This is a genomic window from Pseudomonas sp. XWY-1 (assembly GCF_002953115.1).
Lineage (GTDB): Bacteria > Pseudomonadota > Gammaproteobacteria > Pseudomonadales > Pseudomonadaceae > Aquipseudomonas > Aquipseudomonas alloputida.
The window spans coordinates 4418692-4433453 of record NZ_CP026332.1; the positions used below are offsets into that span (position 1 = coordinate 4418692).

Annotated in this window: 14 protein-coding genes; all 14 read right to left on the minus strand. The window is 52.8% G+C overall.

The genetic code is table 11. From position 1 onward, the window contains the following. Positions 1 to 7: 7 nt before the first annotated feature. Positions 8 to 1021, minus strand: coding sequence for a glycosyltransferase family 4 protein (locus PRJ_RS20585; protein ID WP_104962347.1), 1014 nt, complete (start codon positions 1019 to 1021; stop codon positions 8 to 10). Then, a complete protein-coding gene (locus PRJ_RS20590; protein ID WP_104962348.1) occupies positions 1018 to 1983 on the minus strand; it encodes an SDR family oxidoreductase in 966 nt (321 codons plus the stop codon). The genes PRJ_RS20585 and PRJ_RS20590 overlap by 4 nt, the downstream gene beginning before the upstream one ends. Further along, positions 1980 to 3233, minus strand: a complete 1254-nt coding sequence (locus PRJ_RS20595) for a glycosyltransferase family 4 protein (RefSeq protein WP_104962911.1) — start codon at positions 3231 to 3233, stop codon at positions 1980 to 1982. Before PRJ_RS20595 ends, PRJ_RS20590 begins: the two co-directional genes overlap by 4 nt. 13 nt (positions 3234 to 3246) lie before the next feature. Continuing rightward, complete coding sequence (wecB, locus tag PRJ_RS20600) at positions 3247 to 4377, minus strand: non-hydrolyzing UDP-N-acetylglucosamine 2-epimerase (RefSeq protein WP_104962349.1); 1131 nt, start codon at positions 4375 to 4377, stop codon at positions 3247 to 3249. Between the two features lie 27 nt (positions 4378 to 4404). Next, positions 4405 to 5517, minus strand: a complete 1113-nt coding sequence (locus PRJ_RS20605; RefSeq protein WP_104962350.1) for an NAD-dependent epimerase/dehydratase family protein — start codon at positions 5515 to 5517, stop codon at positions 4405 to 4407. A 3-nt stretch (positions 5518 to 5520) separates the two neighbouring features. Next, positions 5521 to 6555: a polysaccharide biosynthesis protein gene (locus PRJ_RS20610; RefSeq protein ID WP_104962351.1), complete on the minus strand. Its 1035-nt coding sequence runs from the start codon at positions 6553 to 6555 to the stop codon at positions 5521 to 5523. Positions 6556 to 6586: 31 nt separating this feature from the next. After that, positions 6587 to 7369 carry an AglZ/HisF2 family acetamidino modification protein gene (locus tag PRJ_RS20615; RefSeq protein WP_104962352.1) on the minus strand — a complete coding sequence of 261 codons (783 nt, stop codon included), beginning with the start codon at positions 7367 to 7369 and terminating at the stop codon, positions 6587 to 6589. 14 nt (positions 7370 to 7383) lie between these two features. Continuing rightward, positions 7384 to 7998, minus strand: a complete 615-nt coding sequence (gene hisH / locus PRJ_RS20620) for an imidazole glycerol phosphate synthase subunit HisH (RefSeq protein ID WP_104962353.1) — start codon at positions 7996 to 7998, stop codon at positions 7384 to 7386. Further along, complete coding sequence (locus tag PRJ_RS20625) at positions 7995 to 9131, minus strand: N-acetyl sugar amidotransferase (RefSeq protein WP_104962354.1); 1137 nt, start codon at positions 9129 to 9131, stop codon at positions 7995 to 7997. The genes hisH and PRJ_RS20625 overlap by 4 nt, the downstream gene beginning before the upstream one ends. A gap of 15 nt (positions 9132 to 9146) precedes the next feature. Next, positions 9147 to 10289, minus strand: coding sequence for a glycosyltransferase family 4 protein (locus PRJ_RS20630; RefSeq protein ID WP_104962355.1), 1143 nt, complete (start codon positions 10287 to 10289; stop codon positions 9147 to 9149). Next, positions 10286 to 10894 carry a CatB-related O-acetyltransferase gene (locus PRJ_RS30575; protein ID WP_274140432.1) on the minus strand — a complete coding sequence of 203 codons (609 nt, stop codon included), beginning with the start codon at positions 10892 to 10894 and terminating at the stop codon, positions 10286 to 10288. The genes PRJ_RS20630 and PRJ_RS30575 overlap by 4 nt, the downstream gene beginning before the upstream one ends. Next, positions 10891 to 12273, minus strand: coding sequence for a hypothetical protein (locus PRJ_RS20640; RefSeq protein ID WP_104962357.1), 1383 nt, complete (start codon positions 12271 to 12273; stop codon positions 10891 to 10893). The genes PRJ_RS30575 and PRJ_RS20640 overlap by 4 nt, the downstream gene beginning before the upstream one ends. Positions 12274 to 12382: 109 nt before the next feature. Beyond that, positions 12383 to 13666 carry a lipopolysaccharide biosynthesis protein gene (locus PRJ_RS20645; protein ID WP_104962358.1) on the minus strand — a complete coding sequence of 428 codons (1284 nt, stop codon included), beginning with the start codon at positions 13664 to 13666 and terminating at the stop codon, positions 12383 to 12385. Next, the gene (locus PRJ_RS20650; RefSeq protein WP_104962359.1) at positions 13663 to 14760 is read right to left on the minus strand and encodes a DegT/DnrJ/EryC1/StrS aminotransferase family protein; all 1098 of its coding nucleotides are present in this window, start codon (positions 14758 to 14760) and stop codon (positions 13663 to 13665) included. Before PRJ_RS20650 ends, PRJ_RS20645 begins: the two co-directional genes overlap by 4 nt. Positions 14761 to 14762 lie beyond the last annotated feature (2 nt).

Consider the following 14762-nt stretch of genomic DNA (forward strand, 5'->3'; position numbering starts at 1 on the left):
TCTAGTGTCAATTTTCCAGGTCGCCCGCACGGTACCGTATCGCCAGCAATATCAATGGCACATAGGCCAGCACCACCCCCACCGCGCCATCCAGGCCCAACTGGGCAACACAATATGCAATAGGCAGCAACCAGCAGACATTGAGGGCAGCTACCGCGACAGTAACCGGCAGGTGCTTGCCGTAAGCGCGCGAGGCAAATTGATAAGCATGGCTGCGGTGAGCCTCGTAGACCTTGTCGCCGCGCAGCAAACGCCTCACAAGGGTATAGGTTGCATCAACAATGAATACCCCCAGCAAAATCAGCCAGCACCAAAACATGGAGGGGGACACCCACGCTGCCTGTAGCGAAAGCCCGCCCAGCACAATGCCGATGAACCCGCTGCCTGCATCCCCCATGAAAATCTTCGCAGGAGGAAAGTTCCAGTAAAGAAAGCCTGACACCGACGCTGCCAGCAGCAACGGCAACACAGCGGTACCGCCGAGGCCTGCGAGCCAGTAAAGCCACGCCGCGCCAAGGCACGCAGTAATGGCTTCGACGCTGGCAATGCCGTCAATACCATCCATGAAGTTGTACAGGTTAAGCAACCACACCAGATAGAAAGCAGCCAGCAGCCCCCCAAACCAGCCCAGCTCCAGCGTCCAGCCAAACATTACCAGTGGTGGCAGCCCACCCAGCCAACCAAGCATCCAGGCAGCCGCAACGAAGTGCCCGAGCAGTCGCCAGCGAGCAGCAATATGCCCATGGTCATCCATGAAACCAATGACCGCGATCAATGCCCCTGCTCCCCCCACCGCCAGCAGCGTATTGATCTGTTCGGTACCTGACAGCATGAGGCCAATCATGGCCAGCAGGAACGTCAGAACAATAGCCACGCCGCCGCCCCTTGGTGTGGGGACTGTATGCGAGCTACGTGCATTGGGCACGTCCATGACACTGCGCGCCAGCGCATAGCGGCGCAAGCCCGCTGTCATCAAGAGTGACATAATCAATATGGCCGGAAGAAACCACAAAAGCATCATTTCTTATCGTATTCCTGATAGTGCCTGGCGGCAGCTTGAAGCGCAGTATCCACCTTTACCGGGGGGCACCAGCCGAGCAAATCGCGTGTTTTCTTGATATCCACCTGCAACGATCCACATAGGCGCTGAGACAAACTACCTTTGCCGAGCGCTTTGGCACCAGCACTCAGCAAGCCTGCCGGTACCGGCAGCAATCGCGCCGGTCTGCCCAGCGCCTTCGCCATACGCCGCAGCAACTCGGTAGTGGAAAGGTCCTCTCCATCACTGACCAAAAATACCTGGTTGGCTGCCGCTTCATGACCAATGCACGTGACAACCAAGTCCACCAGATTCTCCAGAGCTACCAGGCTTCGTCGATTGTGTATGGCCCCAAACGGCAGAGGGATGCCTCGGTCGAGCCAGCGCATCATATTAAGGAAGTTGGCCTTTACACCTGGCCCGTACACCAGCACCGGGCGCACGATCACCACCTCAAGGCCAGATTCCCTTGCGAGCGCCTGCAAGGCCACTTCAGCCTCCAGCTTTGAAACGCCATACGGATCTTGCGGCAGCGGGGTGTCATTGGCGGAATAAGGTCTACCAGGCAGGGTACCTTCACCGTTCACTTTGATCGAACTGATGAACACAAACCGTTTAACCCCTGCCGCAATGGCTTGGCGGGCCAGTGCCAATGTCCCTTCTACGTTGACTCTTCTAAAGGCTGCTAACGGGTCGGCCTCGGTGTCATTCATCACATGAACACGCGCTGCGCTATGGACCACAACATCACACTCTGTCAGTGCCCCCCCCCAATCGTTATCTTGTTCGAACGACTGGAACAGTACGCTCCGTACCAACGGAGACGGCGCTGCACTCCCCCGCCTGACAGCAGCAGTCACGGGGGTCCCATCAGCCACGAGCCTGCGCAAAATTGCACTCCCGACGAAGCCGCTGGCTCCGGTGAGAAAAACCTTGTGGCTCATCGTCCTGACCTTCTCATAGTGGCGTTGCTAAAAAGGCGTTCCAGTCGCGTCAACAGCGCAGGCCGAGCGAACTCCTGTTCGTAATATTGCCGCCCTGCCGTGCCCATCTGCTGGCGTTGTGCCGCAGTTAGCTCCGCCAGCTGCCGGGTAATATTGGCCAACCCGCCGCCATTTCCCGATTCGCAGGCGAACCCTGCCCCAGACGACTCGATCACGCGCGCGGCTTCCCCGTTGATCATGCCGAGTATCGGGCGGCCGGATGCCAGGTATGCCTGAACCTTGCCGGGAATAGTCTTCTCGAAGACGTCATTGGTCCGCAGGGACACCAGCAAAGCATCAGCCTGTGCAAACAGCGGCGGCATTTCTTCCAACGGATGTCGTCCGAGCAGCAAAATGTTGTCCAGCCCTCGGCTGCGTACCTGCTCCTCGAGCCAGCTACTCATACGACCATCCCCAACGATCACCCAACGCACCGAAACCTGGCTACGCAACACCTCTGCAGCATCGAGAATTGCCGGAAAATCCTGTGCTTCCCCCAAGTTACCGGCAAACACCACGGTGAACGTCGCATCATCGGGTTTAATCAGCTTCGAAGTCTCAAGCACCTGAGCCGAAAAATCATCTTCGGCCCAGCTTGGGAAGTACACTAGGCGATCTGCATCGATGGGCTTTGTGCAATAACGGCGCACGTTGTCGAAAAAGCCGTGAGACTGCAACAATAGGTAATCGGTGCGGTTGTAGATCCAGGAAACAGCCAAACCCACCAGTTCCAACACTTTGGGATTGTGGATGACATTCACCGCGCGCAGCGTTTCCGGCCACAAGTCGAGCACCCAGATGAACAACGGCGCGCGCTTCAAACGGCGAAGCACCACTGCGGGAATCGCGGCAAGAATCGGCGACACCGCATAAACAAATATGGCATCGAACTGTTTTCCTCTGAGCTTGAGTGGCCCCAGCACAGATGCCGATAGCACGAATGAAAGGTAGTTTAGTATCAACTGGATACTGCGCTTGCCACGGGGTACCAGTGGCACCCTGACGACTTCGGCCCCTTCGTAGTTATAGAACTGGTCAGGATTATCCTTGTATCGCTGGAAAACTTTGCCCTCGGGGTAGTTTGGCCACCCCGTCAGCACCGTGACTTCGTGGCCCTTTTCCGTGAGGTCACGAACCATGTCATTGATACGCATGTTCTCTGGCCAGAAGTACTGACTGACCACCAGCACCTTCAGTTTCTTCTCGGGTATGCCTTCCACAGGTTCAGTACCGTTTCCATACTGTGCGGTTAACGTAGTCGGTGTAGCTGTGAACGATACGCACCACCTTGTCCGAAACGTTCGGCATGCTGTAATCGGCCACCAATCGCAGGCTGCGCTGCTCGCCGCGCAATTGGCTTTCGAGAATGCTCAGCCCCTGCAGAATCCGCTCGGCATCAAGTCCGACCATCATCGCAGCCGCTTCCTCCATGCCTTCAGGGCGCTCATGAGCCTCACGGATATTCAAGGCTGGGAAGTTGAGTATCGACGCCTCTTCGTTGATGGTGCCGCTGTCGGACAGCACCGCCTTGGAGGTGAGTTGCAGCTTGTTGTAATCCTTGAAACCCAAGGGCTTCAGCAAGCGTACATTGGCATGGAACGTAACCCCCATCACGTCGACGCGCTTTTGGGTGCGGGGGTGGGTAGAAACAATAACTGGCAAATCAAATTGTTCGGCAACGGTATTGAGTGCATCGACCAACTTGAGGAAGTTTTTGTCGGAATCGATGTTTTCTTCGCGGTGCGCGCTGACCACAAAGAACTTACCCGCCTCAAGCCCAAGCCGCTCAAGCACATCGGACGCCTCAATACCGTCGCGGTAATGGTTGAGCACTTCGAACATCGGGCTACCGGTCTTGATGACGCGATCGGCTGGTAGGCCTTCGCGTAACAGGTAGTCACGCGCGATGGTGCTGTAGGTAAGGTTGATGTCAGCGGTATGGTCCACGATGCGGCGGTTGATCTCTTCGGGCACGCGCATGTCGAAACAACGGTTGCCAGCTTCCATGTGGAAGGTAGGGATCTTACGCCGCTTGGCCGAGATCACAGCCATGCAGCTGTTGGTGTCGCCCAGCACCAGCAAAGCCTCCGGATTAACCTCAGCCAGCACACGATCCACCGCAATGATCACATTACCGATGGTTTCGGCGCCGGAAGCACCTGCTGCGTTCAGGAAGTGATCCGGCTTACGAATGCCCAGATCCTGGAAAAAAATCTCGTTCAGTTCGTAGTCGTAATTCTGCCCGGTGTGCACCAGCACATGTTCACAGTGTTCATCGAGCGCACTCAGGACCCTAGACAAGCGAATGATTTCTGGACGTGTTCCAACAACGGTGACGATTTTGAGCTTTTTCATACAATTCTCATTCCTAGCCCAGCCGGGTCAAGGGCAGACCGGCAGTGCATAGGTGTCTGGGTGTTCACGGTCAAAGATTTCATTGGCCCAAAGCATGACGATCATCTCGTCATCACCGATATTGGTGATGTCATGGGTCCAGCCTGGTACCGTCTCGACAATGGTCGGCGACTCACCGCTGGTCTGCAGCTCGTAAAACTCGCCTGTCACTACCTGACGGAAGCGGAAGTTAGCCTTGCCTTTGATGACTAGGAACTTCTCGGTTTTCGAGTGATGATAGTGACCGCCACGTGTAATGCCTGGGTGTGCCGTAAAGTAGGAAAACTGCCCGGCTTCGGGGGTTTTCAGCATTTCTACGAAAACGCCACGCGGGTCGCCGTACTTGGGTACCTCATAGGTGAATGCAGATGGCGGCAGGTAGCTCAGATAAGTGGAGTACAGCGCTCTGACCAGACCCACGCCCACGTTCTCGGTAACCAGGGTGGCACGGCTGTCACGGAAGCGGCGTATCTGCTTCGCTAACTCGCCTACGGTAGTGCTGTAGATCGGTTCGACCTCTACCAGGCCGCTGTTCGGCACCTCTCCATCCATGATGGCGAGAAATTTGCTGACCACATCATCTACATAGACCAGGTTCAATGCTGCAGATTCGTCGTGAATCTGGATAGGTAGGTCGTGGGAAATGTTATGGCAGAAGGTCGCAACGGCCGAGTTGTAGTTCGGTCGTGCCCATTTCCCGAATACGTTGGGCAACCGGAAGATGTAAACCGGGCTTTCGCTCTGCTGGCCCAAGGTCGTCAAAGCCCGCTCAGCCGCGAGCTTGCTGACACCATATGGATTGTCACGCTCCGCCTGAATGGATGACGAGTACACCACCGGTATCTTGCGCCCGGAAGCCTTGACTGCATCACATAGCTGCTGAGTCAGTTCGCTGTTGCCGCTGTCGAACTCCGCGGGGTCCTGGGGGCGATTTACACCTGCCAGATGGAAGATGCAATCCGCTTCGGCGACCTTGCGGTTCAAGGTGCCCAGGTCATCGCCGCGGACAAACAAAGTCACCTCGATGTTCTTACGTTCCTTGAGGTGAACCAGCAGGTTGCGCGCGATAAAGCCATTGCCGCCGGTAACCAGAACCTTCATCACTCATTCCTCCGGAGTAGCATGTTCGCCACGCTGAATGGCCTGAATGAATTCGAGCTTGAGCAGCAATGCTTGCATGCCTATAACGTCTAGGCGTTCAGTGTTGTGCGAATTGTAATCTTCAGTCCTTGAGATCTTCTCTTCACCTTGCTCAACGAATTTGCTGTAGTTTAGATCGCGCAGGTCTGGCGGTACCCGGAAGTAGTTGCCCATGTCATCGGCACAGGCCATCTCCTCACGACTGAGCAGGGCCTCGTAGAGTTTTTCACCATGACGGGTACCGATAACCTGCACAGGGTGCTCGGGCTTGCCAAGCAGCGAGGTCAATGCAATGGCCAAGGTTTCGACCGTCGCAGCAGGCGCTTTCTGTACGAACAGGTCACCGTTGTTACCGTGCTCGAAGGCATACAGAACCAGGTCCACAGCGTCAGCCAGCGTCATCATGAAACGAGTCATGTTCGGGTCTGTGATCGACAATGACTTGCCTGCGCGAACCTGCTCGACGAATAGCGGAATCACCGACCCGCGCGATGCCATGACATTGCCGTAGCGGGTACCGCAAATGACCGTTTTGGTCTGGTCGAGGTTGCGCGACTTTGCCACCATGACCTTTTCCATCATGGCTTTGGAAATACCCATGGCATTGATCGGATATACCGCTTTGTCGGTACTGAGGCAGACCACACGCTGTACTTCGTTCTGGATCGCTGCCTCAAGGACGTTCTCGGTGCCGAGGACGTTGGTCTTCACAGCCTCCATCGGGTGGAACTCGCAGGAAGGTACCTGCTTCAACGCGGCAGCGTGGAAGATATAGTCGACCCCTCGCGTGGCGTTCAGCACGCTCTGGTAATCGCGAACATCGCCGATGTAAAACTTTAACTTGGCGCTGTCGTAGCGCTTGCGCATATCGTCCTGCTTCTTTTCGTCGCGGCTGAAAACTCGCACTTCAGCAATATCGCTATCGAGAAACCGCTTGAGCACAGCGTTGCCAAAAGACCCCGTGCCACCGGTGATGAGGAGCTTCTTACCTTTGAACATATGATCTGACCCTTGCGACGCACGTTGGAAGTTAGCGGGCTCGTAGAGCGGAATAAATGATGTCGTCTTTCTGCTGGGCAGTTGGGTAGCTGATCAGCACAGCTCGATAGGTCCCCTTGAATACGAAGAAACTGCCTGCTGCCACGCCTACCACACCGCACGCCTTGACCACGCTGGCCATATCTTCGAGTGACCCTCCCCCACCCAGTATGGTGATAGGAATATGCACCGCGGCCCGCAGCTTGCTGGCCAGCTCGAGGTCATAGCCCTTCATCCTCCCATCGTTCTCAATGGAGTTGAGCACGATCTCACCGGCACCAAGCTTTTCCAGCTCTTGTGCAACTTCAACGACGTTACGCTTGGTATTGCGCGTGCCGTTGTGCGTCCATACTTCCTGATGCTTGCTCAACAAGCGCGATTTGTGGTCCAGTACTACCACGACGCTCTGGGTGCCGATTTCCTCGGCAATCTGGGTCACCAGCCGAGGGTTATCGAGCGCAGCTGAACTGATGGCCACCTTCTCGACGCCCAACTGGATGATCTTCTTGGCTTGTTCTGCAGTGCGGATACCCCCGCCATAACACAGTGGCATGCGGCACTCGGCTGCAAGCTTGGCGATCTGGGTATAGTTGGGCTCGACACCATGGGCAGTGGCATCGATATCAATCACGATCAGTTCATCGGCTTCCTTTTCATTGAAGATCTTCACCGCATTGATGGGATCTCCGACGTATTTCGGGTCCTTGAATTTGACCGTCTTCACCAGCCCACCGTCTTGGATGAGCAGGCATGGAATGATCCGTGGTCTTAGCATTTGTCAGTTTCCGCTCACAGTTCCGCGAAGTTTTTCAGCAAGCCGACACCAAAGTGGTGACTCTTCTCAGGATGGAACTGAACGCCATAGACGTTCCCGGCCTGAACGGCGCAGCTGAACTCAAGCCCGTAGGATGAGATCGCTGCCCGGTGCTGCTCCTGTTCACACTCAAAGAAGAACGAATGCAGGAAATAGAACCGCGCCTCATCCTCGAAGCCTTTAAACAAGGAGTTGTCGTTGAGTGCAGCCACATCATTCCAACCCATGTGAGGCAACGGCAGATCTGCAAGGTTCGGGACGGACTTGAAGGACCGAACGCACCCAGGTACCCAGCCCAGGCCTGCCAGTTGCCCTTCCTCACTGCTGTTGGCGAGAATTTGCATACCCACACAGATACCAAGCACAGGCACCTTGTGCTGCTGTACCAGCGCTTCGAGAGCAGGACGCATGCCAGAGGCATCCAGCCGTTCGATCGCGTGGTCGAAGGCGCCGACGCCGGGGAGGATCAGTTTGGTTGCGCCGTCCAACTGCGCTGCGGTTTGCGCAACCGATACCGGAATGTGCAAGCGTCTATAGACGTTGACGAATGCCTGGATGTTGCCCAAGCCGTAATCAATGATGGTAATCATCTGAACAGCCTTCTTTCCAATCCGATGGCGCTGAGCACTCTCGCCCCAATGCCGATCAGGAAACGTTTGTTTTTGTAGTCACGGAAGGTCTTGTTCTGACCTTCAAAAATGCCCTGAAGCTCAGGCACAGTCAAGTCCAGCTTGTGCGCGACGTACTCGAACTCCGATTTCAGGAAGTTTTCGTCCATCTCAGGCTTGGCAATCCGCTCAAGGGCCGCCTCCCGCGTCAGCTGGCCTGTCATGATCAGGCTGGAGAAATGCGCGCGGCGCTTTTCGTAGCCAAACTTGCGCGGCATCCAGTAATCTTCGTAAAAACGCGTGAAGCGTGACTCGTGGTGCTTATGCTTGAATCGCTTCCAGCCGAACAGGCGCTCCAACGTGGCTTCTGCATCCGCCTTGACGTAGGGCACGAGATTCAGAGGCTTGACAATCTGCATGCCGAGAATGCGCTGGTAAAAAATCTTGTAGGTAAGGATATCAACTAGCGGGAAGCTCTTCAGTGATCGCTTTCCGAATTGTCCATGAATGTCATTGAATAATGTCTTATCGATCCCTGGATAGCCGCCCCACTCTTCGGGCTCACGGCAGCACTCCGTCGAGTAATTTGCGCCGGTCAAGACATATTTTATCTTGTGCTTGCGTGCAAACTTGTAAAGCGAAGAGAAGAAGGCTGCATCCTGCGGTAAATCCTGGTCGGAAATCTGCGAGCGCAAGAAGGCCACTTGAAGGTCCTTCATTTCTTCCCAATTGATTACATCGGTGTAGAGATCCAGGCCGAGCCCGTCGACCAAGCGCTCGATGTTGCCAACAGCCTGATCAGTGTTCCATCCCGCATCTACGTGGAACAGCAACGGTCTCAGCCCCATGACATTTTTGGCTATGTAAGCGGCATAGGAGCTGTCCAGGCCGCCGCTCAAACCGATGATGCAGTCGAAATCCTTGCCTCTACCGTGCTTCTTGATTTTTTCTGCCAGCGCCATCAATTGGGACTCGCCATGCGCGCCAGTGTCCCAATTGGGCTTGATTTCACTCTCGAAGTTGGCGCAGTACTCGCAAACACCATGCTGATCAAAGCGAATATTTGGATCACTGGTATCCATGATACAACGGGTACAAATCTTGTAGTTTTTCATATTAGCTTCCAGCAATTAGGTCAGCAGGCGCTTTGCCATGCGACGATAATCCAAAAGACTCGAAGCAATTTCATAAGACCGCCTCGAGTAAGTATCCAATATTCCAGGATCTGCCTCAATCTTTGCAAAGGCGCTGAGCAAATCGCTTTCATCTCGAATGGTCCATCCATTTCCCTGCACAAACGGAACATGACTGGGCACGTCAGCAACGATAACAGGCCGGCGAGCGCAGAGGCTCATCTGCATTGTCGCTGATTGGCTCCCGGGCTGGACATACACATCAGCCGCGCACAACAAATCGTATAATTCATCGGCAGTTTTCCAGCCCAAGAAAGTGATACGGGGGTCTCTGGCAATGAGCTCACGCGCCTCCTCGGCAATGGAGTCATGCAATTGCCCAACGATCAAAAACTGGAAACCTTCAGATTGCAATCGCGAGAACGCCCGAAGACTTTGAACCAGCTTCTTTTTTTCATCAAACTTCCCAGACTGAATAAACACTGTTTGACCAGGGGCGATACCCAGCATCGCGCGTGTTTCAGACCGATTTTTTGTATAGCTTGAGTCATCGGCGATCCTTCCGCCCAGCGGGAAAAACTCCATAGATGCATCGTCGATGCCGTATTGTTTTCGGCAAAAATCGAGAGTCTCTCGAGAAATGCAAAGCACCTTGTCTATGCTCGGCAGCGCCGCCCTAATGATTGGACGGTAGTAAAATTTGTGAAGCAGTTTTGACAACCTGCTTACCGCACTATTATTTGCATCCTCATGACTATCGACATAAAGCTTAACATTCGCGTGCTTGCATTTGTACCGCGCCGCAGTGCGCAACTCCCAGCCACACAACCCATGAAACATGATCACATCTGGAGCAAACGTCTCAAGAATACGCCCCAGTTGTTTGTGAATCCTGAGCTTCTTTCTCAAAAAGAACGGACCGAAACCACTGTAAGGTAACCGTATAACGCGAGCTCCATCCGTCCCCATATAATCACCTGGCGTGGTATAGCCAAGGGTCAAATTATCCAGATAGGTTTCCGTGGACGCCACCACTAATACATCGTGGCCGGTATCTACGTGCTCGCGCACTAGCTCATTTTCTTGATACCGATAGCCATCGATATAGAAACATGAAACACACAGATGAATGATTTTCATAGCAAATTCTGATTTTTCAAAAAAGCTTCTGGATCGGTGAAATGGGCAGCAGCCACACTCAATTGCTCATCCGATAGTTCCCACCAACGACTTTTCAGAAGTCCCTCAACAATGGACTCAGGAAATCTGTAACGGATCAAGCGTGCCGGGTTGCCGCCATAGATAGCATAAGGAGGGACATCCTTGGTAACCACGCTGCCCATGCCTATCACAGCACCGGTTCCGATCGTAATCCCACCCTTTATCAAAACGCCCTCCCCGATCCAGACATCGTGCCCTATGGTCGTGGTAGGGTCCCAACGGTACTCATGCCGAGAGAATTTCTTCTTGATACTCTCTTTATGCGCCAGAAACACGGGACTGGTCGAGACGTACTCGATTGGGTGTCGCGCGCCACCCACCACAACATTATTGGCAACTGAGCAAAATGACCCAATAGTAGTTTTTATGAACGTGCAATCATAGCCGCAAAAGCTATGCTCACCAAAACGTGTGGAAAATAACGTACTGCCAGACTCTACCTTCGAACTACGAGGAACATGCGAGTCGATCAGCGCAGATCCCCGTGATTTTTTTAGTATCCGCGAGATGATATATCCAATCACAGTCGATACCCCCATAGTTTTATTCTAAACTTGTCAGCCCAAAGCATGGCAATCCACAGCCCTCCGCCAAAGGAAGCCAGCATGGTAAAAAAAGGTCCATTCGTGGTTACAAATGCGAGAGGAAAAAGTGCCGTCAGCAGCAACACCTTGTTCCACCCTTGGGACACCCAATCAAGTGCAATCAGCCAGGCTGTGTAAAGCACGAAGATGACCAGTATTCCCGGGGCGCCGGCAGCGGCGACGCCATCGGTAGCCACAAAACTGGCATTAGACTGGCTTTGTACACCGAGCACCCGCTCAGCCAGAATTTTGCCAAGAAGAGGCCATTTTTCATCAGTTGCAAACGCTGCAGGGACATCAACTAATCGACCGATGCCAGACACGTGAGCCCAGTAAGTAAAACCTTGCGCTGCGAAGAGATCATAATACTGGGTAACAAATAAGCCAGGATAAGCGATTAAACGTGTATAAAAATAGAAGCCCAACTCTCTGAAAATACCTACCTGATCGTAGAGCGCAGCAATCAGAAAGATCATCATCCCGCCGCCCGCAAACAAATACGCAGGATTATTAGGATTACCGCCACGCCTTTTGAAAATGAAAGCCAACAAAAACATTGCGAAAGGCATGAGAAACACCGTTCGCTCAGCGGTGATCATGAACACAAAAATAAAACCAGCAAAGCCGAGCAACGCGATCAGGACACGCCTCGACACTAAACCGGTAGCAAAAAGCACCGGCGATAAAAAATAAGCCAAATAAACCTGGCAGTAGCCTATAAACAAGGATGTAGCCGCCCCCTTCTCCCTTTGCGCATAAATATCATCCGCACCCGAAAACGAAAGAATGTCCCGATACGTCAGAAACAAGACCAAGAAGGAAGTTAGCGAACCCAGCACGCAGGCAAGCACCAAAGGCCTCGACAACGATCTGGAAGCGTTACTTCGCAAGGGAACACAGCGAACAGCCAAGCAACAACCGACAAGACCGATGCAAAAACAAAAGAATAACCAGAAGTAACGATCAAGGGAGTCTTCATGATTAAGCATTCCGATGACGATCGCTGGTAGGTAAACGCAAAATACCAAAGCATAAATAAATAAAGTAGACGGCCTTGTCAGGTATAAAGGCATAACAAAAACAGGAACCACAGCCAGGACGATGATAAGCAGCATACTGCCAAGATTAAAGCTAGGCGAATTGAACCCCCAAAACCCCTGCACTAGAGAAAGGTATCGATCATGGCCGTAAATAAGTGCACAAACATAAAATACCACAGCCACCAGTAGTTTTATGCGCGCCAACCTTACTAACACCAAAGAGCCTGGCAACACTAAAGCATCCTGCTCCCTATAACGACCCGACACTTCATTGCTCATTATGATCTATCGCTCTCGGTTAGCCGACGCATGCCATTTATCCCGACACAACTTACCTTGCCAATCACAGCATACCCATGCGCAAAACTTTGATTATATCAACCATACATCAAGACTCTCCCATTGCCGCCGCACCGTTCCTGACCGCGTGAACGATCAAAAAATGAGCAAACAAAAGATCGAGAAGATACACGGCCGATACCTGCACGACATAAAATAGCAAGAAGTCTTTGAAATCAAGGGCGAAATGAGTAGCGAGCGCAAGTAGCACTCCTGTTGCTGTCAGCCTGAACACATGTAATGCAGGCATATACCAGTTGTAGCGAAGCACCAATGAGACGCGATCCAAGGGCGTACTGACGAAGGCACTGAGCGCGGCAACCATCAAAACTTGCGCGTACAGTCCCGCATCACCCCATTGGCTTCCCAAAACAAACGGATAAAGCCAAGGGGACAAAATACCAGCGCACAAATAGATTGGAACTCCAAATAGCGTCAGTTTTCGTATGGTCATGTTCCAGAGCCCTCTAAGAACCAGCGGTTCCTCCGCGTGCGACGCCGCACGCTGATAGAAAACCTGGCCTATAGCTGCACCTATCAGTCCAGAGGGAAGGAAGATCGTTGCCATGACCATCGAAAATTGCCCAAGTACTTCCGTACCGTATACGGCCGATATGAAAAAAATGGGTGCCGCACTGCTAACAGTAACCAAGACATGTGACATCACCATGGCATTGGCACCACTGGCATGCTTTTTAAAAGGGCTCATGGTGTTGGGCGCATGTACACGAGCACCGTAGATAAGGTCTTTAGAGTAGCGCAGAAGGGCACCAATTTTGCCCAACGCACTAAATAATGTCGTAAAAACCAAACCGCTCGTGCTTACCGTCGCCAACAACGCGCCCGACGCAACATAGGATGATTTACCAAACACTTCCGATAATGCGGAAATCTTGTAGTCACCTAAGCGCTGGGCATTGTGTTGAAACGCCAACGCCAGGGACACTAGAAATGCACTGACAGGTGCAATAAGTAGTAAATTAGCGCCTTGTTCAACGGACAACAGTTGCGAAATTTCCGCCGAGAACGCGTACAGCGCAATGGTAAGTACAACCCCAGAAACAATGCCAAGCTTTATTATCCCAGATAACAACCAACGCGCTTGCTGATCGTCTTTAAGCATTTGAAAAAAATACTCATACCTCCAAGTCATGACACCCGCGAAGAACATGACGAGCTGCAGGAAAATACTTTGCAACGCGAACTCTTGGGGCGCATACAACCTTGACAGCAACGGAATACCCAACACCCCAACGACTTGTGCTACCGTATTTCCTGAGGCTTGCAAAAAAACATCTCGCCAGTACGACGAAACATACTCAAAAACTTTCATTTATTCTTACCGCACGCACTAATTAGAGCGTCTGCTACAGCTTTGATTTCGACCTCACTCAAATAGGGATGCATCGGCAAGCTCAATACCTTAGTCGCCAGTGCATCCCCTACCGGGAGATAAGCGTCAGAAGCGACTGCGGTTTGTTTATTAAGAGGAATGGGATAGTGAACCACACTCGGCACCCCACGACTTTTCAACTCAGCCTGGACTTTCTCCCGATCCTCTACCTGGACAGTGAATTGGGCAAAGACCGAGGAATTCCCCGCTGCAATATGAGGGAGCTTGATTGAATCGTGCCCACTCAAAAGCTCACAGTAGCGTTTCGCCGCCTGCTGACGAAGCACTATTTCACTATCAAAAATATCGAGCTTCGCCAGAAGTACAGCGGCCTGTAGGGTATCGAGCCGACTGTTGACGCCTACCCTTATATGGTGATAACGCTTTTCCTGGCCGTGTCGGGCAATCTGACGAATAATAAGAGCAAGCGCTGGGTCGTTTGTAAATATCGCACCACCATCACCATAACCGCCGAGGGGTTTACTTGGAAAAAAACTGGTGCATGCCACCGTGGTCAACCCACAAGAGCGCCGCCCATTGTAAGTAGCTCCAAAGCTCTGCGCCGCATCCTCAATAACCGGTAGATTATATTTTTCTGCAATCTGGTTGATCGCATCAAAATCAGCGCACTGCCCGTAAAGCGAGACGGGGACTATCGCTTTCGTACGCGGCGTTATGGCGGCCTCCAGTTGCGCTACATCCAGGTTGCATGTGCGCTCATCAACATCGACGTACACAGGCTTCGCACCGAGCAACGCAACAGTTTCAGCCGTCGCAATATAGGTGAAACCGGGCGTGATAACTTCGTCACCAGGCCCGACACCAAGTGCCATTTGAACAATTTGCAAGGCATCAGTGCCATTGGCACAGGTGATGCAGTGAGCCGCCCCGACATAAGCCGCCAGTCGGTCCTCCAACTCGGCTACTTCAGGACCCAAGATGTATTGACCATGACTCAATACGCGCTGAATACCGGCATCGATAGACGCCTTTATGCGTGTTTGTTGCTGTTTCAGGTCGATGAACTCAATCATGA